A 21,117-nucleotide genomic window follows, 5' to 3' on the forward strand; every position below is an offset into this window, starting at 1 on the left:
GATCAGTTATCATCAAGGAACGAACGCAGCTTGCGGCTGCGGCTCGGATGCTTGAGCTTGCGCAAAGCCTTCGCCTCGATCTGACGGATACGTTCACGGGTCACGTTGAACTGTTGTCCGACTTCCTCAAGCGTATGATCGGTATTCATGCCAATGCCAAAGCGCATACGCAGCACGCGTTCCTCACGGGGTGTGAGCGAAGCGAGTACTCGTGTGGTTGCCTCACGCAGATTGGTCTGGATCGCGGCATCAAGCGGAATGACCGCCGTCTTGTCCTCGATGAAATCACCCAGATGGCTGTCTTCCTCGTCACCGATCGGGGTTTCGAGAGAGATCGGCTCTTTGGCGATCTTGAGTACCTTGCGCACTTTTTCAAGCGGCATGCCAAGTTTCTCGGCCAGCTCTTCAGGCGCAGGCTCACGACCGATTTCATGCAGCATCTGACGCGAGGTGCGGACCAGCTTGTTGATCGTCTCGATCATATGCACCGGGATACGGATGGTGCGCGCCTGATCGGCGATCGAGCGGGTAATAGCCTGACGGATCCACCAGTCGCGTAGGTGGAGAATTTGTAGCCGCGACGGTATTCGAACTTATCAACGGCCTTCATCAGACCGATATTACCTTCCTGGATCAGATCCAGGAATTGCAGACCACGATTGGTGTATTTCTTGGCGATCGAGATCACGAGACGCAGATTAGCTCGATCATTTCCTTCTTGGCGCGTGTCGTGTCACGCTCGCCGCGCGAGACCACAGCATAGACGCGACGGAACTCTCCAACTGGCAGGCCGGTGCTATGCGCCAGATCGGCCACCTGATTACGCAGATCGATAATCTGCTCGGCGTAGCGCGTCGTGAAGTTCTTCCACGACTTGCCGGTCAGGGCAGAAACCGAAGCCAGCCAGTTGGGGTCGAGTTCGTAGCCACGATATTTCTGAAGAAAATCGTCACGCGATACGCGGCAGCTTTCGGCCATGCGCAGCATGCGGCCTTCAAGGTTGTTGAGGCGCTGGAACTGGACCTTGAGCTGGGTAACCAGCTCTTCAATCCGGTTGTTATGCAGATGAACCTGCTCGACCATCTTGACCAGATCGGTGCGCAGCTTCTCGTATTCCTCTTCCGAGGCGCCGGTCGCTTCAGAACCACTCGTCAGTGTCTCGATGCGACGGACCTGAAGGGCACGCAACGCATCGTAAAGCGGCTCGATGGCCTCAAAATGGGCGAGGATCTCGGGCTTGAGCTTCTCCTCGAGGGCTGAAAGCGACAGGCCGGAGCTCTCCGGATCGCCACCCTCCTCGTTTGCGGGCTCTTCGTCGAGCGAATCGTCGTTTTCTTCGCCATTCTCGCTTTCGGCGGTCTCCTCCTCGGAGGGGCCACCCTGCATGGCCTCAAGATCGACGATGTCGCGCAGCAACATCTCGCCTTCCTTGAGTTTATCATGCCACGAGATAATGGCGCGGAATGTCAGCGGGCTTTCGCACAGCCCACCGATCATTTCATCGCGACCAGCCTCGATACGCTTGGCAATGGCGATTTCGCCTCGCGCGACAGAAGCTCAACAGAACCCATTTCGCGCAGATACATGCGAACGGGATCGTCAGTACGCCCCGCACTTTCACTCACATTGCCGGTAGGGGACTCTTCGGACTCTTCGGCTTCTTCCTTCTCCTCGACTTTTTCCTCGGAGTCGTCAGCTTCCTCATTGTCTTCGTTCTCGACAACCTGAATGCCCATTTCAGAGAAGATCGCCATGATGTCTTCGATCTGTTCCGAAGACATCTGATCCTGAGGCAGAACGGCATTCAGCTCATCGAAAGTGATATGGCCGCGCTCACGTCCCTTGGCGATGAGCCGCTTGACCGCACCGGACTGCGTGTCGAGGACATTGGTATCACCGTCCTGGTCCTGCGCGTTCCGCTCCGTTCCCGTGGCCGCTTTCGTCGCCATACCCTACTCCCTGCATCCGCACGCCCTGTCGAGCGCAACGCTTAAAACCAGCCATGAAAGAAACGCGTCGACCCAGCGCACTGCCAGACAATGCGCCGCCCAACCCGGTCAGCCCACCGGCCAACCTCTCTTCCAACTGCGATCCACCAGCGTCAGCGCTAGCAATTTCGGCAGCGTGCAGGTGGGCGATCCAACGCCCGAAGTCAAGGGTCTGCCCTGTCTTTTCACGTTTGATTACTTGGTTGCGTCAATCCTCGTCATCGCTTTCCTCACCGCGACGCAGGCGATCAAGCGTTCGCAGGCGAACCAGCAATGCTTCAGGCAGCCCCTGAAGAGAGGGATTAGCCAGAGCCGCCTGCATGTCCTGCTCGACCTCACGCACGAAGGCAGGAAAATTCACCAGACCGAAAAAATGCCACCACTGTTGTGCAGGTTCGAGCGAAAACAGTCCGTTCTTCTCTGCCTGTGAAGCCGGCAAAAGACTGTTCTGCAAAAGCGCGCGCGCCTCATCCCCCAATCCGCTCCTGTCGAGGGCCTCCAGACATCCGGATTGGGTCAATTCCTCTTCTGACGATACATCCGCAAACCAGTCCAGAATTCTGTCACGCATGTCATCAAGGGGCTGAGGCAGTTCCAGACGACCGAACTGGTCCTCGATCTGGGGAAGCAGAGAGGGTGTCCGCAGGACCAGAACTGTCAGCAAACGCAGACGTTCCAGCGCACCCGTATCAACGGAAACATGCCGAGAGGAATTCCCGGTCCTTGCTGGCTTCTGACTCCCTCCCCGTGTGCCACGTCGTGATGAAGCAAAAAAACGCTCCATCAATGCTCGGCGGTATTCCGAAGCCAGATCCTTGTCAGCAACAAGCGCCGCCGCCGCTTCCAGACGTTTTTTCAGTGCCGCACGCTGCTCGGGCACGTCCTGCTGAACACCAGCCATCATAAGCTGGAAGAGCTCGTCAGCCAGGGAGGAAGCGCCATCAAGTACCCGGCGCATGGCCTGAGGACCTTCTCGTCGTATCAGACTATCCGGATCGTCCTTGGGATCCAGACGACAGAAACCCAGACTGCGCTCAGGGGTAAGCAACGGCAAAGCCAGTTCGGCGACGCGCAACGCAGCACGTGCACCTGCTGCATCGCCATCAAGACACAGAATCGGATGAGACGCCTCACGCCAGAGCAGTTCGAGCTGCTCAACCCCCATGGCCGTACCGAGAGGAGCAACCGCTGCCTCGAATCCGGCCTGAGCCAAGGCTATGACGTCCATATAGCCTTCGACCACAATCAGTTTCTGTGCTGGATCACGCAGGGCAGCACGGGCCAGATCAAGATTGTAGAGTGCGCGGCGCTTTGAAAAGAGCGCCGTCTCAGGTCCATTCACATATTTCGGCTGGGCATCACCCAGGGTACGCCCTCCAAAGGAGATCAGCCTGCCCCGCCGGTCTCGTATTGGGAACATGACACGAGAGAAAAAGAGTTCTCCTCTGGGTGCGCCGCGCTCATCAACGCGCATGAGTCCGGCCTGCACCAGCTGCTCTGGTGAGATATCCTGGCCACGCAGGGCTTCAAGCAGAGCACCACGCCCCTCACCCGCCCAGCCAAGACCAAAACGCTCAATTGTTGCATCGGACAGGCCGCGTCGACGCAGATAATCCAGAGCCTGGCGCCCACCGGGCTGAAAGAGGGCCAGGCGATAAACCGTCTGCACGGCATCAAGCACATCACCGAGTGACCGCGCCTCCTGGGCACGCGCCTCCTGACGCGGGTCCTGGCGGGGCATCTCGAGCCCGGCCTCGTTGGCGAGTTGCTCGACAGCCTCGGGAAAGCTGCGCCCCTCGCTCTGCATGACAAAGGAAATGACATCGCCATGTACGCCACAGCCGAAGCAGTGGAAGTGGTCGTCATACACATAGAAAGATGGCGTCTTTTCCCCATGAAAGGGGCAGCATGCCTTCCAGTTGCGGCCCGAACGGCTGAGCTTGGTCCGACGCCCGATCACCGCAGCGATCGGGGTACGGGCACGCAATTCATCAAGAAAACCGGGATCGAACGCCATCTTTCAGCCCGAACTCAGGACAGGCGGGCTTTGACAACCGGATTCACGCGACCCATATCCAGCGCACTACCGAATTTGGCCTTCAGCACGCCCATGACCTTGCCCATTTCCTTCATGCTCGTGGCACCTGCCTCGGCAATGGCGGCATCGATTTCAGCTTCGAGCGTGGCCTCGTCCATTTCCGGCGGGAGATAGGCCTTGATCGTCGCAATCTCGGCCTCTTCCTTCTCTGCCAGTTCGGGGCGGCCGCCCTCGCGATACATGGTGGCAGACTCGGTGCGCGACTTGATCATGCTGCGTAGCATCGGGAGAATATCCTCATCCCCGATTTCCTTGCCGCTAGCGCGTGCTGCAACATCCAGATCCTTGATACGCGCTGTAATACCGCGGATCTGCGCTACACGGTCCATTTCCTTCGCCTTCATGGCAATTTTGAGATCGGCAGAGATCTGTTCTCTCAGGGACATTGCTTCTTCCTTTTCCTGACCTGCACCGCATGAGAGTGGGAAAATTTTCCCGCATGTCGGGCATAAATCGGGAGTGGGAAAAAACTTCCCATTCCCATCTCAAAGGCCTATCTAGCACCAACCACGCGAGCGTCCGAGTGGAAAAGGACGTAAGGGAGTACGGGTATGGATATCGAAGAGATCATCGAGAAGGCAGGCGGCGCAGAAGCATTGGCCAGCCTGACCGGCGTCGGCACCGAGGCCATTCGCAAATGGCGCCAGTCGCGCGCCATCCCCGGCAAGCACTGGGCGGCGCTGCTGCGCCTGCCCGGCATCACCCTTTCGGACCTCGATCCGCAGACGCCCAAGGAGGAAAACCTGACCATGACCGATACCTGCCCCGAAGGCGCCAATGCTGTCCTCGTTCTTGCGGACGGGACCGTTCTGTGGGGTGTCGGTTTCGGCGCCCATACCGATGGCGCGGCCATTGGCGAGCTATGCTTTAACACCGGCATGACCGGTTATCAGGAGACGCTCACCGATCCGTCCTTCGCCGGTCAGATCGTGACCTTTACCTTTCCGCATATCGGCAATGTCGGCACTAATGCCGAAGATGACGAGGCCCAGCGCGTGGCCACACGCGGCGTTGTGGTGAAGGAAGATGTCACCCTCCCCGCAAACTGGCGCTCGACCCAGAAATTCGCCCAGTGGATGATCAGCCAGAATCTGCCAGGTATCGCAGGTATCGACACACGTCTGATCACGCGCCGCCTGCGCGATGGCGGCGCACAGACCGCCGTGCTCGCTTTCCGGAAACGGTCAGTTCGATATTGCCGCCCTGCGCGCCCAGGCGGTCTCGTGGCCTGGCCTCGAAGGCATGGATCTGGCGAAGGACGTCACCTGCACCCAGAGCTACACCTGGGATCTCGGTGTATGGCAGAAGCCCGCCGCAGAACGCAGCACGCGCCGCCGGGTGGTGGCCGTTGATTACGGCGCCAAGCGCAATATCCTGCGCTGCCTCGTGACGGCTGGATGCGATGTGACCGTCGTGCCCGCTACAGCCACGGCTGAAGAAATTCTGCGTCACAACCCTGAAGGGGTCTTCCTTTCCAACGGTCCTGGCGACCCGGCCGCAACCGGCGTTTATGCCGTACCTGCCATCAGGGGCGTGCTCGACGCCAATGTGCCGGTTTTCGGCATTTGCCTCGGCCATCAGCTTCTGGCGCAGGCGCTGGGTGCGAAAACCTACAAGCTTGAGCGCGGCCATCGCGGCGCCAATCAGCCGGTGAAGGATCTGGCCTCGGGGCGTGTGGAAATCACCAGCCAGAATCACGGCTTTGCCGTGGATGACAAATCCCTGCCCGAAGACGTGATCATCACCCATACCAGCCTGTTCGACGGCTCGAATGAAGGCATTCGCAGCACAAGGCTCGATGCGTTCTCGGTGCAGTACCATCCCGAGGCGAGCCCCGGACCGTCCGATTCATTCTATCTCTTCGAGCGCTTTGTCGCCCTCATGGACAAGAAGGCAGCCTGACCCATGCCGAAACGTACAGATATTTCGTCGATCCTTATCATTGGCGCTGGCCCCATCGTGATTGGTCAGGCCTGTGAATTCGACTATTCCGGCACGCAGGCCTGCAAGGCACTGAAAGAGGAAGGCTATCGCGTCATCCTCATCAACTCGAACCCGGCAACGATCATGACCGATCCGGGTCTGGCCGATGCCACCTATGTCGAGCCGATCACCCCGGAATTCGTCGAGCGCATCATCCTCAAGGAAAAGCCAGACGCGGTTCTGCCCACCATGGGTGGCCAGACAGCCCTGAACGCCGCCATGGCACTCGACAAGTCGGGCTTTCTGAAGAAGCATAATGTCGAGCTGATCGGCGCCAATGCCGAAGTCATCGACCGCGCCGAAGACCGTCAGAAATTCCGCGAGGCTATGGACGAGATCGGTGTGGAATCACCTCGTAGCACCATCGCGCATACGCTCGAGGAGGCACGTGCAGCCCTCGAGACCGTGGGCCTGCCTGCCATCATCCGTCCTTCCTTCACCATGGGCGGCGCCGGTGGCGGCATTGCTATAACCGTGAGGAATTCGACCAGATCGTGGCTGGCGGTCTCGATGCTTCACCAACCACCGAGGTTCTCATTGAGGAATCCGTGCTGGGCTGGAAGGAATTCGAGATGGAGGTCGTCCGCGACAAAGCGGATAACTGCATCATCGTCTGCTCCATCGAGAATATCGATCCGATGGGCGTACATACGGGCGACTCCATTACCGTCGCCCCTGCACTCACCCTGACCGACAAGGAGTTCCAGAAACTCCGTGACATCTCTATTGCCTGTCTCCGCAAGATCGGTGTTGAGACCGGCGGATCGAACGTACAGTTCGGTATCAACCCCGATGATGGCCGCATCGTCGTCATCGAGATGAATCCTCGCGTGTCGCGCTCCTCGGCCCTGGCCTCCAAGGCGACTGGCTTCCCCATCGCAAAGATCGCGGCCAAGCTGGCCGTCGGCTACACGCTGGACGAACTCGCCAACGACATTACCGGCACGACACCTGCGAGCTTTGAACCGACTATCGATTATGTCGTGGTGAAGATCCCGCGCTTTACCTTCGAGAAGTTCCCCGGCGCCCCCGCCCTGCTCTCGACTTCGATGAAGTCTGTTGGCGAGGCGATGTCAGTCGGCCGCTCCTTTGCCGAGGCCCTGCAGAAGGGCCTGCGCTCGATGGAAACGGGTCTGACCGGCCTCGACCCGGTCGAAGCGCCGGGCGATGGCTCGCTGGATGCCTATCGCGCCGCGCTCTCCGAGCCGCGCCCTGAGCGTATTCTCATGGCTGCCCAGGCCATGCGCGCCGGGCTGTCACTTGAAGACATCAATACAGCCTGCCGCTTTGAACCCTGGTTCCTGCGTCAGCTGCACGACATCATTGTCACCGAGAACGAGATTGCCGCCAACGGCCTGCCCAAGGATGCCCGTAATCTGCGTCGCATCAAGGCGCAGGGTTTCTCCGATCGCCAGCTCGCCCGCCTGACGGGCCAGAGCGTCGAAAATATTGCCGCCTTCAGGCTTAAACTTGGCGTTACGCCCGCCTACAAGCGCATAGACACCTGTGCTGGCGAATTCGCTTCTGACACACCCTATCTCTACTCGACCTATGAGGGCGGGTTCGGCGTGCCAGAATGCGAAAGCCATCCGACAGACCGCAAGAAGATCATTATTCTGGGCGGTGGCCCGAACCGCATCGGACAGGGCATCGAGTTCGATTACTGCTGTGTGCATGCCGCGTATGCACTGCGCGAAGCCGGGTTCGAGACCATCATGGTCAATTGCAACCCCGAGACCGTCTCGACCGATTACGACACGTCCGATCGTCTGTATTTCGAGCCGCTGACCGATGAGGATGTGATCTCCCTCATCCGCACAGAGCAGGCCAATGGCGAAATTCTGGGCTGCATCGTCCAGTATGGCGGCCAGACCCCGCTCAAGCTGTCGCGCGCGCTCGAAGCCGCCGGTATTCCGCTGCTCGGCACACCGGCTGACGCCATTGATCGCGCCGAAGATCGCGAGCGTTTCCAGGCTCTGCTGCGCAAGCTTGGCTTGCGTCAGCCCGAGAACGGCATTGCCCGCACGCCGAGTGAGGCCGAGGCCGTGGCCGAGAAAGTCGGCTATCCGGTCGTTGTGCGCCCGTCCTACGTTCTTGGTGGTCGCGCAATGGAGATTGTCTATGACCCGGCCGGTCTGCAGCGCTATCTGCGCAACACACTGGTTCTGGCCGGAGCCGAAGTCTCCTCCGGCCCCATCCTGCTCGACCGCTATCTGAACGACGCCATCGAGGCCGATGTGGATTGCATCTGCGACGGCCAGGACGTCTATGTGGCGGGCGTGATGGAGCATATTGAGGAAGCCGGCATCCATTCCGGTGACTCTGCCTGCTCGCTACCGCCCTATACGCTGTCCCCCGCCATCGTGACCGAGCTGAAAGCCCAGACCGAAGCCATGGCGCGTGAACTGGGCATCGTCGGCCTGATGAATGTGCAATACGCTATCAAGGACCATGAGGTTTTCGTACTCGAAGTGAACCCGCGCGCCTCACGCACGGTCCCCTTCGTCGCCAAAGCCACTGGCGTGCCGGTGGCCAAGATCGGTGCCTGCGTGATGGCAGGAGCCAGACTGTCAGGCTTCAAACTCGATGGTGATGCCATTGCTCCGCATGTGGCGGTGAAGGAAGCCGTCTTCCCGTTCCATCGCTTTGCCGATACCGACACCATCCTTGGTCCGGAAATGCGCTCGACAGGTGAAGTTATCGGTCTCGACAGCAGCTTCGAACGTGCTTTTGCCAAGTCGCAGCTCGCTGCAGGCGTTGTGCTTCCGCAGACTGGCACGGTACTGCTCTCGGTGCGCGACGGGCACAAGACCCAGGTTCAGGCACTTGGCCGCAAGCTTATCGAAATGGGCTTCAGCATTATGGCCACACGCGGTACCGCTGCACGCCTCGAAGAAGCCGGCATCGCAGTCAAGCGTGTCAACAAGGTTCTGGAAGGTCGCCCGAACTGCGTGGATGCGATCCGTTCAGGTGATATCCAGCTTGTCATCAACACGGCTCAGGGCTCTCAGGCCGTGCGTGACAGCTTCGATATCCGCCGCTCGTCCCTGCTCGGTGGCGTGCCGCATTTCACCACACTGGCTGGTGCGAGGGCTGCGATTTACGCCATCTCGGCTATCAAGGATGGCGGACTCGACGTTGCCCCACTGCAGTCGTACTTCAAACGGGAATTCTGAAGAATACGGGGCTATGCCCCGCTCCCCGGAAAGGGGCATAGCCCCTTTCCTCCCTCAGATGAACCTGCAACAGACAACTGGTCTCTGACTGCTTTCAGAGCAGAAAACCGGGACAATATCGGTAAAGCCCGATCAATTCTGCATAAAACCAGGGTGGAACCTGCGGCTTGCCTTGAACTTGCCCCCCGGAAGACCTAGCTTAGATGATCAATTTGCGGGCTGGGATTGTCTCAAGCCCGGCTATGCCCCGTGCAGGGCCTCGGGACAGGGTGTTCCAGAGGCGCTGCGCGTGGGCCAAACTCGTTTTGGGGAATGCGCTGTGCAGAAGATTCCGATGACCGGTGAAGGTTTGACCCGTCTAGAAGATGAACTGCGTCGTCTGAAAAGCGAAGACCGCCCAGCAGTCATCCGTGCCATTGCGGAAGCCCGCGCCCATGGGGATCTGTCCGAAAATGCCGAATATCACGCTGCACGTGACCGCCAGTCTTTCATTGAAGGGCGCGTGCTCGAGCTTGAGGAGATCATCTCCACAGCCGAGGTTATCGATCCGTCACAACTCTCGGGCGATACCGTAAAATTCGGTGCCCATATCGAGCTGGTTGATGAGGAAACCGACAAGGAAAGCGGGTATCAGATTGTTGGCGTGCATGAAGCCGACATCAAGCTTGGTCGTCTTTCTGTTTCCTCTCCGCTTGCCAAGGCACTGATCGGCAAATCAGTCGGTGACAGTGTAACTGTTCCGACACCAGGCGGTGACAAGAGTTACGAGATCCTGACCGTCACCTACAAGTAATCCGCGTCCTGAAACCGAGCGGGTCGGCCTGACCCGCTAACGAGAAAAGAAGAACGTGTCCGAAGTCCTCACTCTCACTTTCGCTGATATCCTTTCCGCCCACGAGCGGATCGCTCCGTATATTACACGCACGCCCAGCATTCGATGCGCGGCGCTTTCGAAAATGACGGGTGCGGATATCTGGCTGAAGCTGGAGAACCTGCAGGCTGTGGCATCTTTCAAGGAGCGGGGAGCTGCCAATAAACTGGCACTTCTGACCGAGGAGGAAAAAAGACGCGGTGTTATTGCAGTCTCGGCCGGCAATCATTCACAGGGCGTTGCCCGCCATGCCAGTCTGCTCGGCATCGACGCCACCATCGTCATGCCGCGTCACACGCCTTCAGCCAAGGTAGAGCGTACACGAGGCTGGGGCGCACGTGTCGTGACAGAAGGCGAGGACTTCGCCGAAGCTCGAAAGTCGCTGAAGAATTGCGACAGCGTGAAGGACTGGTGCTTGTCCACCCTTTCAATGACATTGCTGTCATGGCGGGTCAGGGTACATTCGCCATCGAACTGATCGAGGACAGCCCTCCTCTTGATATCCTTGTACTGCCAATCGGTGGCGGCGGACTGATCAGCGGATCGGCCATTGCAACCGCATCTCTGAGCCCGAAAACGAAAATTATAGGCGTCCAGGTTGAGAGCCATGCCTCACTTTCTGCCTTTCCGGAGGCTGCTGTAACCGCTCGTGGCGGCTCAACCATTGCCGAAGGCATAGCGGTACTGCAAATCGGGGATCACTGCCTGCAGACGGTCAGTCCATTGCTTGACCGTGTGCTCGTTGTGAGCGAACTTCAGGTTGAGTCAGCCATTGCGCATCTGGCAGAACAGGCCAAACAGGTTTCCGAAGGTGCAGGCGCTGCAGCTCTGGCAGCCGTGATGACCTATCCGGAAATCTTTTCGGGCAAACGCGTGGCTCTACCCATAACAGGCGGAAATATCGGTACGCGTATTTTTGCCAATACGCTGCTACGTGCCTTGCGCCGCGACGGACGACTTTTGTCCCTCACCCTGCAGATTCCTGATCGTCCGGGCGTGTTGGCAGATATTTCAACGCGTATTGGTAATGCAGGCGGGAATATCATCGAGGTATCGCATCAGCGCCTGTTTGCCGCGCCATCAGTCCAGACCGCCGAGCTGGAAATCATGATAGAGGCACGTGACGGAACGCATGCGGATGAAATCGAGGCCGATCTGCGCCGTCATTATCATCTTACACGGGGTTGAACGCACTGCCCGCTCAGGGTGAGCGGGCTTCTGCGTAAAAATGCTCGGCCATCCAGTTCACAGCGTCAGATCGATTGTATCCCTCCGGCAAGACATAGGGCATTCTGAACAGCGCCTTGTCGTAGGTACCTCCCATCGCTGAAGCAGGCGAATAGATCGACACAATAGCCTGATGACAACGCACTCAGTGTCGAACTGACGCTCGCTTAGTGGAGCCGGACGATTTTTTGGAGAAAGATCCGTTTTTACAGTCGCTGCATATCCGGCTCTCCAGGTACGAAACGATGCAACATAAAGAGCATTACAGAAATCTTGTCCTGAACCATTCCGACAATTCCATTGAAATAAATCTCAATGGAATTGGGGAAAAAAACCCAGGATCAGCCCTCCATGAGCCCTTCTCTTTTGAGAACCTCGATAGCGTCACGGATGCGGTGACCATAAGTGTGTTCATTCATGGTACGCGCCTGGGCCCGGCGGGCCATTTCGATACAGAGTGGTGTATTGTCGATATAGCGTGCAACAAGGTTGTCAAAATCGATCTTGTTGGAAAAAGTCGGAATTTCCTCTGCCGTGAAATAACGGCGCAACTCGTAAGTATCTTCATGAAAGATCTGAAACGCCCCTGCTGCTGCAGCCTCGAACGTGCGCGGCCCCGGTGTTGAAGGCGCAATCATGAAGCGCTTGTTTTCGAAATGCAGAGAGCGACCCAGATTCAGCACCAGCTTCGAACGACGATACAGTTCAATAAGCTGGGCCTTTTCAATACGCGCATCCGAGAAGCCAATACCAAATTCGCCCCAGCCCGGGCCAATAATCTTGATGTTTAGATTACGCAAAGTGGGCATCAGATTGCGTACGATATCCTTGCGGCTGGTGAACGCCACGCCACAGAACAGCACGTCTATGGTTTTCTCGAACTCTGTCTCGATCGGAGCATAATGCAGCTTTCGGCTGGCCGCGAGAGGTAGATGGTACACCCGTTCACGCTGGTAGAAATTATGGCCCCAGCGGTCACACGAGAAAATGGCGTCAAAATCATCCGTGATGCGGTAATTCGCATCCTGCTCATAGGGATCTTCCGTAGCCCAGAAAACGGTTGTTGCGCCTATCTTCTTGGCTTCACGACAAACCTCGCCGAAATAGGTGCTTTCAGGCAGATAGGAGCCGATCGCAAAGACGATAGTCGGTTGCAGTCGTGCGATCGACGCTGCCGCGCCACTGATATGCACGGCGATGACATTTTCCTCGCCGAAGCATTCTGCCCAGCCATCCATGATCGACTCACGAATCTGCGCATTGGCCTGGGATTCGTAACGACCACCGCTGCAAACGAGCACGCGTTGCGTTGTGCCAGCGGCCCTGGATCTTGCGTTTTTCTTACCTGCTGACATGGTTTCTCATTCCGTTTCTTTAATGGAGCGACACTTCCTGGAACTGCCGATCCTTATATCAGATAGGGCCATCGGACTGGACAACGCTATTCTCGATAATCTCGTTTAGCGTCATCCGGAACTGTGCAGGATCACAATCACGCTCGATGGCCTGCAGACCACCAGCACGGATCATTTCCCATTTTTCTTCGTTTTCGTAGGTCTCAGCCATTGCGAGCGCAAAGGCGATCGGATCTTCGCATGATGCGCTGACAAGATGATAACCATCCATCCAGTCCATCTGCTTGGCAAGCAGTCGGGTGGCAACCACGGGCAAACCGTAGGAGGTAGCTTCATGGACCTTGTAGGGCAGACCGCCTGCATAGCGCGTCGGGGCTACAAAGAGACGATGCGTCGCATAAAGGGCTGCGAGATCATCGACCGGTCCCAGCCAGTTCACGCGTTTCGTGCTTCGCAGAATTGTCACATCAACAGACGGATGTACAAATCCTGCGACTGTCAGCTTCACATCCTCAGGCAGATACTCGTCAAGCTCCGGCAGCACCTCATTGATCAGCCAGAGAAGACTGTCGAAATTCGGAGCATCGACCTCATGAAGTGCGCCGACAAAAAGGAAATCACGACGATCCGAGAACGAGGCCGGCGTTGGTCTCAGGGGCAGAGAGTGTCCAAGTATTGAAACATTCTCATACCCTGCCTTTCTAACCAACCCGGCATCATGGGCTGAAACGACCACGATCTGCTGACAATAATTGGCTGTTTCCAGCTCATTCGTAACCAACTGATCGAGAGAAGGAAGAGTTTTTTTCGGTGGATGAAAACGGGCTTTCTCTATCGTTCTTGGTGCCGCAATGACTTCGGTATCAAGTATGATGCTCCCGAAAGGCAGGTGACGACTCTGCTCGGAGAACAAGGGCAGCAAACGCACCAGATTATGCGTGCGACCGACCCAGATAGCGTCGTAATAGCCTGCTCGCTCCTCAATAAAGGTACCGAGCGTCTCCATATCGCTCTGGATCATCAGCTCAACATCATCGGGAAAATCGGTGGCCAGATCTGTCTGGCTGGCAGCGCGGGGCAGGACAGGAAAGACCGTCACCTGAAAGCCCAATGCACTCATCGCCCAGACGAGATCATTGGAACGCACGTATCCCGAGCCAAGAGACCGCAATGGTATACGATCCTCTATAAAAAGTATCTTGCGGCGTGTACTGCGATGCGAACGGGCCAGAACAGCATTATGTAGATGCGCCGGCATTTGCTTGCGCAGGTAATCCTGATGCTGACGTCCGAAAATACGGTGATTGATGATCATCTGCGCCTGGGAACCGGCCGTGCCAGAGCTCCCGTATTCCAGATGTTCAACCATCACAGACGGATCATAAACGATACGTTTTCCTGACCGTGCAATACGCAGGCAGAAATCGGTATCCTCGAAATAGGCAGGCCGAAAAATCGTATCGTATCCGCCCATCAGCCGGGCTGTCTCGGTACGCACCAGCAGGAATGCCGCCGAACAGTAATCCACATCACGCACGAAATTAGCTTCAGCAATATCCGGATGATCATCACGCCGATAACCGTAGGTTGACCCATCCCGCCAGATAATCGATCCGGCCTCCTGCAGGCGCATATTGGTCCGGACCAGCTTGGCGCCAACGGCAGCACAATCCTCTGACTGATGCAGACGCTTGAGCGCATTACGTATCGCGTGAGGATAAAGACGCAGATCGTTGTTCAGATAGAGCACTGCAGGCGCACGTACATGTGCCAGAGCTTCGTTACAGCCATCGAGATAGCCGATATTATACCGGTGCCTCAGAACCAGCGCGCCCTGTACGACCTTTTCAATATGAGCTGTATCGTCACTTGAAGCCGAGTCAACAAGTATAAGCTGGATGTTACCAGGATAATTGGCACGCAGAGACGCCAAGGCTGGAGAGTCAAAGCATATTTATTGTACAGGACAACGATAACTGATATTTCAGGAATATTCTGATAAGAAAAATCAAGCCCTGTGCGATCCGTAATTTTTCTCTGTAGTGTAGCCTCGGCCTCAAAATAACGACGGGTCTGAGGCTCACCAGGCGGGGGTAGGTCCACGCTTTCGCCGTAACGCAGGCGTTGGGCAACCCAACAGGCGTAAAGACTGTCATAGCTCCCGACTTGATCAGAGCCCTGACCTCGGGTCGTTCGCCGAAAGCCTTTAATACGACGCCATCTACAGGATTGCGTCCCTCCTTTCCGCCGAACTGAACGAAATGGTCATATCCATTCCGAAAAATTCCACCCTCGACACATTCCGCAACATCGGCATTTACACGGGTATAATATGTCTCATCGAATTGGGCCTGAGGGCTGAAGCGCTTGGAGTCTGATTGGTCAGATAATGATTCAGGGTCGAACTGTAGCGGCCTGTTTCAATTTCACGAATGACTTCCGGATAGGTCTCCCGATACCAGACCGGATCAAAATACCAGGACAGCCGTCCATTATCAGGCAGATCAGGTGCATGCTCTATAATGGTACGAAACGCGCCCTGCTTTACTCCTGCGTCATCCTCCCCGACAAGCATGGCAAAGCATTCGGCATCGAGAAACCAGTGTCCTGTCAGACCTTCGCTATCACCTGTTTCAAGAAAATGATCATATCCATTACGATACAATCCGCGAATGACTGGCTCAAGCACCTGATCCGCATAGCGTGTACGATAATACCGCTCAGAAAAAAGCCAGTGCGGTGAGTTCGATGCGTATCCTGCCGTACAATAGTGATCGAAACCGGAGCTCAATCCACCACGGCATATCTCCGCATAGACATCCGGATAGGCCTGACGATACCAAGCCTCGTCAAAGTAACGGTTGGGAGAAAGTCCAAACGACTTTCCCACACCCTCATAATGTTCTGTAGCAGTGGCATACCCATGAGTGGCCATTTCCTCAGCCACTGACAGATACTGACCAAGGTACCATTCTTCATCGACGACTTGCCACTTGGGTTTGCGCTCGTACTGCATGCAGGCGTTCCGTACGCGTTTCAGGCGGCCAATACAGGGACAAGGCTTGATTCAATGGTCCGAACGGCATGCCGCACAGCATCTTCATCCAGATCTGCATGCACTACCGAAGTAATAACACCTCCTGAGACTGTCACGATTACATCAAGCGCCTTGATACCAATCTGTTCCCCCACCGTATTGACAAGGCAAAGTCTGTATCTACCGTTCATTTCGACTGCATAGCCGGAAGAAACTGACAGCCAGCCCTCAAACCCGACGCAAAGCGGCGCATCAGAGAAAATCGTCTTTACATCATGACGCAGGAAGCGGTTGAGAGAAAAGAAAAAGGCTTCGTTTGTTTCGCCACCAGTCAATGCTACCGACATTGTGCCTGCGCGCTCGAGGTGACGCAGGAAACCCCAGCCACGGATAAAGAGATTTCCATCATCGGTCAGCAAAGGCGCCGGATCGCCGATCAGTCCACTGAGCGAGTCTATATAATGCTGGAAGTCGTTATCTGTAGCATGGAACTGGATCTGACGATGTAGCCGGTTCAGTTTGATACCGCGCAAATGACCATCAGCATGAGAGACCCGGTCAAAATCGCGCATGATCTGGTCGTTGGAAGGACGCTCAACCTGAATTTCTTCGATCTTGCCTTCCTTGACGGTTATTTCAATCGAAGTAACCATGAAGGCGCCCATGCCATTAATGACATTTACCAGAGCAACGCGGAATATACCCTCACACCATTTACCGCGCAGTGCTGCCTGCCCGGAAAACCCTGCCCGACGAGGTGCGTTGGGTAGATGGAGAGAATGTCCGCACGTGTTTCCCTGATGCAAGGCAGAAAGATCAGTGGTGTTCTGTCATCGCCAACCAACACGGCATACATCGAGCCCGCAGAACTGACACCTGGGAGGACATGCCAACCCCGGATGTGAAATTCATGGGCACCGCCGAAATCTTCCGGTTCATTATCTGCCAGAACAAAATGACAAACGTCATCAATATAATATTCAGCCCCTTGGATAGCGAACCAGTCCGAAACGGGCTCAGGCATTTCTACAGAGAGATCGCGAATGGTTGGCGGATCGAAAATATGACGCGGCGGAGCCTGGTGACGCCATGAAGCATGCGGCAGCAGATGCACCTGTCCGGCATCAATCTGCATCTCCGCCGTACCCAGCTCACGCACGGGTGCCGCTTCGCGATAAACAGTACGCATGTCGTTTGCGTAGGTCTCGGCCTGCGTCCAGAGGGCGGGAGTAATATTCTCCATAATCGATCGACGGATCGTTTCGGAAGAACGCAGCAGTTCAAGACGCTCCAGAACCATATTGGCACGACCGATCGGCACCTTGAACCCGTTAATGCCGTCTTCCACACGATCGCCCAGCGCGCCCACATCAGTCACGATCGGAATCAGGCCGTTCTGCCAGGCCTCGGAGAGAGAAATGCAATAGGTCTCAGGCCATATGGAAAGATTCAGAGCAACATCAGCCACCTGAAGCGCTACGATATCACCTGCTGAATAACGGCCATAAACCTTCACATTCGGGCGCGGTTTGCCACTGATCACCGCATCATATTCGGGGTGGATATAGCCGAATATATGGAACTCGATATGTTCGGGATGGGCAATCTCGATCAGATTCAGGATCGTGTCAGCACCTTTGGTACGCAGGAAATTACCGACAATCGCAACCCGAAGCGGACGATCACCCAGCGGTTCATAAACCTTGGGCACAATGGGAATTGTATTCTCGGGTGAAGGAATACCGAGAACCAGACTGCGCTTCTGATCAAGGATCGGGTAGATTTCATGTGTCAGGTTGCGCGAATGCCTGGTACCGAACAGGATCATATCAACCGAGTGCAACATCTTCGCAATGAAGGCACGTCGTGTTTGTTCGCCACCATATTCGATATTCTCGGCAACCTTGAGAATAATATCGCTAGCGACGACTGATTTTACCTCATCCTCGACATAGCGTAGATCCTGATTGAGCAGATTGTAGCGCGAAGAGATCAACCAGAAATCATGAGCTGAGAATACCACTCCGGTGCCACACGCTTTCGCGATAATGGGGAGTGACAAGGCGTGGTGACCAAGGTGCTGGAAATGCACAATATCGAAATTATACTGACTGATCGCATTCGAAAAGGCCATCTCTTCCGGCCCATCGCACATTGCATCCATCCAGCCTACTTCAGGCACGTCATAACGTTCGACTTCCTGCCCGTTTGCCGTGGTCAGACGGCAATGAGTACCACGACGCAGCCAGTAAAAGAATTCTATCTCGCGCCCCAGCATCGAGCAGAGGGTTTGCTGATAAACCTCGACCCCTCCCCAAGCTGCTTCATGAATTGTGGAATGAGTGCACATCAGCACGCGCAGACGACGGCGACGAGGCAGCAATTCGGTTCCGGGCGTAATACGACCGAAATTGGCACCTGTAATTTCTGCCATCCGAAGCAGACGATGCTCGTAAAGATGCGCTTCCTGCGCAGATTTCTGACCTGACAAGGCCGCATCATGTCGCAGTTTGTGATCACCAAGCAAGGCAGCAACGGCGCTTACTACGCCATCGACATCGCGGGCGAGAAACGTACCTTCGATATCTGCGAAATATTTTGTATCCATACTCTCGGGGGCCTCGACCACCTGAGCGGCACCAGCAAGAGCAAGCTCATAAAACCGGGGCCCAGGCGCCGTGGCCTGACTGACATCACCATGGCTTGCATAATCGCGAAACATGGTAAGCGTTACGGCACTCGCATTCGCGAAATCGATGAACGCCTCATGACTCACCGGCCGCTGAATGGCCAGTTCAGCCAGATCAGCCGGAAGCGGAGGCAGATATTCATTGCCTGGGCAGATCAGCTTGAGCCGAGCCTGTGGAAAGGCCGCGATGATGCGACGAAGCGTTTCGACACGGTTGGGCCACATGGTGCCCGCGAAAAAAATATCGTAATCGAGTGCTTCACCATCCTTCACCTCACGCTGATGGATAGTCCGACTGGCTCCAAGCGGCAGATAATGCCCCTTGCCACGATAATGATCGACGCAGGAGGGATCATTGGTGAAGACATAATCAAAGAGACTGGAATTCTGAACATTGAAATCCAGCATGAAGGGATCTTCAAAGGTCCAGAGAATCATGGTCTTGAAAGCCGGGCGGATACGACGCATCAGCTGCATGTTGATCCGCTGCCCGTCAATACAGATCAGCGTATCATGCTCGCCCGACGCAGCAGCAGCACCAAGGGTCATATTATCTGCCAGCAGGATCTGATCGGCACCAAACAACTCACGTGCCGCACGCTCTACCGCAAGGGTCAGATATGAATTGGGGTTATGGGTGTAATTCGTATTGTAGATAACAGCCATAAAGCCCCCCGCTATCGTGTCTTCGCAACAAGTAGGGGCAATTCCCTCTTGCCGTTCAGATTATCCTTACCTCAAAGACCATATTAGCAAAAGTCTCAGAAGACAGATTTCAGATCAAGTTACCTTCCGGGGAAACAATAAAAAAAGAAAAAGGGCTGCCGAAGCAGCCCTTTCCCAGTGTCTCGATAGATGATCTATTGATTACACTTCTGTATTACGACGACGGATCGCTGCACCGAGGATATCACCAAGCGATGCACCACTGTCGGACGAACCGTATTCGTTAATCGCTGCCTTATCTTCCTCGACCTCACGGCCACGGATGGTCAGAGCCAGCTTGCGCGAAGCGCGATCGACGGACACAACCTTCGCATCGACCTTCTCGCCAACGGCGAAGCGCTCGGGGCGCTGCTCGGCCTTGTCACGAGCCAGTTCGGCGCGACGGATGAAACCGGTCAGAACATCGTCAACCTTGACTTCGATGCCGTTGGTCTGAACCGACGTCACGAGGCAGGTCACGATGTCGCCCTTATGGACGCGCGACAGGGTGTCGGCTGCCGGATCTTCCTGCAGCTGCTTGATGCCGAGCGAGATACGCTCCTTTTCGGCGTCAACGTCGAGCACCTTGGCCTGAACGACCTGCCCCTTCTCGAACTTGGCCATGGCTGCTTCGCCGGCTTCGTCCCAGGAAAGATCGGACATATGCACCATGCCGTCGATATCGGCAGAGAGACCCACGAACAGACCGAATTCGGTGATGTTGCGGATTTCGCCTTCGATGGTCGAACCGACCTTGTGCTCTTCGGCGAACTGCTCCCACGGGTTGCGCTGAACCTGCTTCAGGCCGAGCGAGATACGACGCTTGGCGCTGTCCACGTCGAGAACCATGACGTCGACTTCCTGCGAGGTCGCGACCAGCTTGCCCGGATGGACGTTCTTCTTCGTCCAGGACATCTCGGAAACGTGCACCAGACCTTCGACGCCCGGCTCGAGCTCAACGAACGCACCGTAATCGGTGATGTTCGTGACGCGACCCGAATAGCGAGCACCCGGCGGATACTTGATCGCCACGTTCTCCCACGGATCAGCCTCAAGCTGCTTCATGCCCAGCGAGATACGCTGCGTGTCGGAGTTGAAGCGGATGACCTGAACGCGAACCGGCATGCCGATCTGCAGCGCTTCGGACGGGTGGTTGATGCGCTTCCAGGCAATGTCGGTGACATGCAGGAGGCCATCAACGCCGCCGAGATCAACGAACGCACCGTAATCAGTGATGTTCTTGACCACGCCATCAAGGATCATGCCTTCCTTCAGGCCCTGGATCAGCTCGGAACGCTGCTCTGCACGGGTCTCTTCAAGAACGGCACGACGCGAGACAACGATGTTGCCACGGGCGCGATCCATCTTGAGAATCTGGAAAGGCTGGGGCTGGCCCATAAGCGGAGCGACATCGCGCACGGGGCGGATATCGACCTGGCTGCCCGGAAGGAACGCCATGGCGCCGCCGAGATCAACCGTGAAGCCGCCCTTGACGCGACCATAGATCGTGCCGTTGACGCGCTGGTTGTTCGCGAATGCGCGCTCGAGCGAGGTCCATGCCTCTTCACGACGGGCCTTCTCGCGCGACAGCACGATGGAGCCGTCACGATCTTCGTAGCGCTCGACATAAAGCTCGATCACGTCGCCCGGACGCACGTCAGGCGCAGCGCCCGGCGGTCCGAATTCCTTGAGCGAGACGCGACCTTCGCTCTTGAGGCCGACATCAACGATCGCGAATTCATCCGTCAGGCGGATAACGCGACCGGTAACGACGGAGCCGTCAAAGCCCGTGTCCTGGCCGAGGGTCTCGTCAAGAAGAGCTGCGAAGTCTTCGACGGTATTGGTGGCTGAAGCCATGTGTTTTCGTAATCCTGGGCCGATCGTGATGATCGGGCCAATGTCTGCGCCCGACACTTCGGCCGGACGTCCTGCTCATGATTTCAGGTCCACCCATGAGCCTTCCTGGAAAAAATTCCGCCATGCCAAAC

At 56.3% G+C, this 21,117-nt stretch carries 10 protein-coding genes and 4 pseudogenes; 4 read left to right on the top strand and 10 right to left on the bottom strand.

What is annotated here, in order from left to right:
* Positions 1 to 2: 2 nt before the first annotated feature.
* The 3 genes and pseudogenes from rpoD to JCM25354_RS00130 all read right to left on the bottom strand — a co-directional run bounded on the left by rpoD (position 3) and on the right by JCM25354_RS00130 (position 4,472).
* Positions 3 to 1,949: pseudogene (rpoD, locus tag JCM25354_RS23650) on the bottom strand (RNA polymerase sigma factor RpoD).
* Between the two features lie 247 nt (positions 1,950 to 2,196).
* Positions 2,197 to 4,005 (bottom strand): DNA primase, encoded by a 1,809-nt coding sequence (gene dnaG / locus JCM25354_RS00125; RefSeq protein WP_025884503.1) that lies wholly within the window; start codon positions 4,003 to 4,005, stop codon positions 2,197 to 2,199.
* 14 nt (positions 4,006 to 4,019) lie between these two features.
* The gene (locus JCM25354_RS00130; RefSeq protein WP_025884504.1) at positions 4,020 to 4,472 is read right to left on the bottom strand and encodes a GatB/YqeY domain-containing protein; all 453 of its coding nucleotides are present in this window, start codon (positions 4,470 to 4,472) and stop codon (positions 4,020 to 4,022) included.
* A 165-nt stretch (positions 4,473 to 4,637) separates the two neighbouring features.
* Between JCM25354_RS00130 and carA the strand changes: the two are divergent.
* From carA to JCM25354_RS15455, 4 genes and pseudogenes are all read left to right on the top strand, one after another.
* Positions 4,638 to 5,988: pseudogene (gene carA, locus JCM25354_RS15445) on the top strand (glutamine-hydrolyzing carbamoyl-phosphate synthase small subunit).
* 3 nt (positions 5,989 to 5,991) lie between these two features.
* Positions 5,992 to 9,245: pseudogene (carB, locus tag JCM25354_RS15450) on the top strand (carbamoyl-phosphate synthase large subunit).
* A gap of 319 nt (positions 9,246 to 9,564) precedes the next feature.
* Positions 9,565 to 10,038, top strand: a complete 474-nt coding sequence (gene greA / locus JCM25354_RS00145) for a transcription elongation factor GreA (protein ID WP_025884505.1) — start codon at positions 9,565 to 9,567, stop codon at positions 10,036 to 10,038.
* 163 nt (positions 10,039 to 10,201) lie between these two features.
* Positions 10,202 to 11,304: pseudogene (locus tag JCM25354_RS15455) on the top strand (threonine ammonia-lyase).
* 13 nt (positions 11,305 to 11,317) lie between these two features.
* Here the strand turns inward: JCM25354_RS15455 and JCM25354_RS21245 are convergent.
* The 7 genes from JCM25354_RS21245 to rpsA form a co-directional block, all read right to left on the bottom strand.
* A complete protein-coding gene (locus JCM25354_RS21245) occupies positions 11,318 to 11,467 on the bottom strand; it encodes a hypothetical protein (protein ID WP_159103418.1) in 150 nt (49 codons plus the stop codon).
* A gap of 217 nt (positions 11,468 to 11,684) precedes the next feature.
* Positions 11,685 to 12,698 (bottom strand): CgeB family protein, encoded by a 1,014-nt coding sequence (locus JCM25354_RS00160; RefSeq protein ID WP_025884506.1) that lies wholly within the window; start codon positions 12,696 to 12,698, stop codon positions 11,685 to 11,687.
* A 58-nt stretch (positions 12,699 to 12,756) separates the two neighbouring features.
* On the bottom strand, positions 12,757 to 14,631 hold the full coding sequence (locus JCM25354_RS21850) for a glycosyltransferase (RefSeq protein WP_243443804.1): 1,875 nt from the start codon (positions 14,629 to 14,631) through the stop codon (positions 12,757 to 12,759).
* Positions 14,632 to 15,015: 384 nt separating this feature from the next.
* The gene (locus tag JCM25354_RS21855) at positions 15,016 to 15,714 is read right to left on the bottom strand and encodes a hypothetical protein (protein WP_243443805.1); all 699 of its coding nucleotides are present in this window, start codon (positions 15,712 to 15,714) and stop codon (positions 15,016 to 15,018) included.
* 20 nt (positions 15,715 to 15,734) lie between these two features.
* Complete coding sequence (locus JCM25354_RS21860; protein ID WP_243443806.1) at positions 15,735 to 16,388, bottom strand: hypothetical protein; 654 nt, start codon at positions 16,386 to 16,388, stop codon at positions 15,735 to 15,737.
* A gap of 26 nt (positions 16,389 to 16,414) precedes the next feature.
* Positions 16,415 to 19,090 (bottom strand): glycosyltransferase family protein, encoded by a 2,676-nt coding sequence (locus tag JCM25354_RS15465; RefSeq protein ID WP_243443807.1) that lies wholly within the window; start codon positions 19,088 to 19,090, stop codon positions 16,415 to 16,417.
* 201 nt (positions 19,091 to 19,291) lie between these two features.
* Entirely contained in the window at positions 19,292 to 20,986 is a 1,695-nt protein-coding gene (rpsA, locus tag JCM25354_RS00175; RefSeq protein ID WP_025884507.1) for a 30S ribosomal protein S1, read from the bottom strand.
* Between the last annotated feature and the right edge of the window lie 131 nt (positions 20,987 to 21,117).

The sequence above is a fragment of the Asaia prunellae JCM 25354 genome, assembly GCF_000613885.1.
GTDB lineage: Bacteria > Pseudomonadota > Alphaproteobacteria > Acetobacterales > Acetobacteraceae > Asaia > Asaia prunellae.

Excerpts from the sequence above, each read along its gene's own strand:
- dnaG (WP_025884503.1), bottom strand. The coding sequence starts at position 4,005 with ATGGCGTTCGATCCCGGTTTTCTTGATGAATTGCGTGCCCGTACCCCG.
- JCM25354_RS00130 (WP_025884504.1), bottom strand. The coding sequence starts at position 4,472 with ATGTCCCTGAGAGAACAGATCTCTGCCGATCTCAAAATTGCCATGAAG.
- JCM25354_RS00160 (WP_025884506.1), bottom strand. The coding sequence starts at position 12,698 with ATGTCAGCAGGTAAGAAAAACGCAAGATCCAGGGCCGCTGGCACAACG.
- JCM25354_RS21855 (WP_243443805.1), bottom strand. The coding sequence starts at position 15,714 with ATGCAGTACGAGCGCAAACCCAAGTGGCAAGTCGTCGATGAAGAATGG.
- JCM25354_RS21860 (WP_243443806.1), bottom strand. The coding sequence starts at position 16,388 with ATGGTTACTTCGATTGAAATAACCGTCAAGGAAGGCAAGATCGAAGAA.
- JCM25354_RS15465 (WP_243443807.1), bottom strand. The coding sequence starts at position 19,090 with ATGGCTGTTATCTACAATACGAATTACACCCATAACCCCAATTCATAT.
- rpsA (WP_025884507.1), bottom strand. The coding sequence starts at position 20,986 with ATGGCTTCAGCCACCAATACCGTCGAAGACTTCGCAGCTCTTCTTGAC.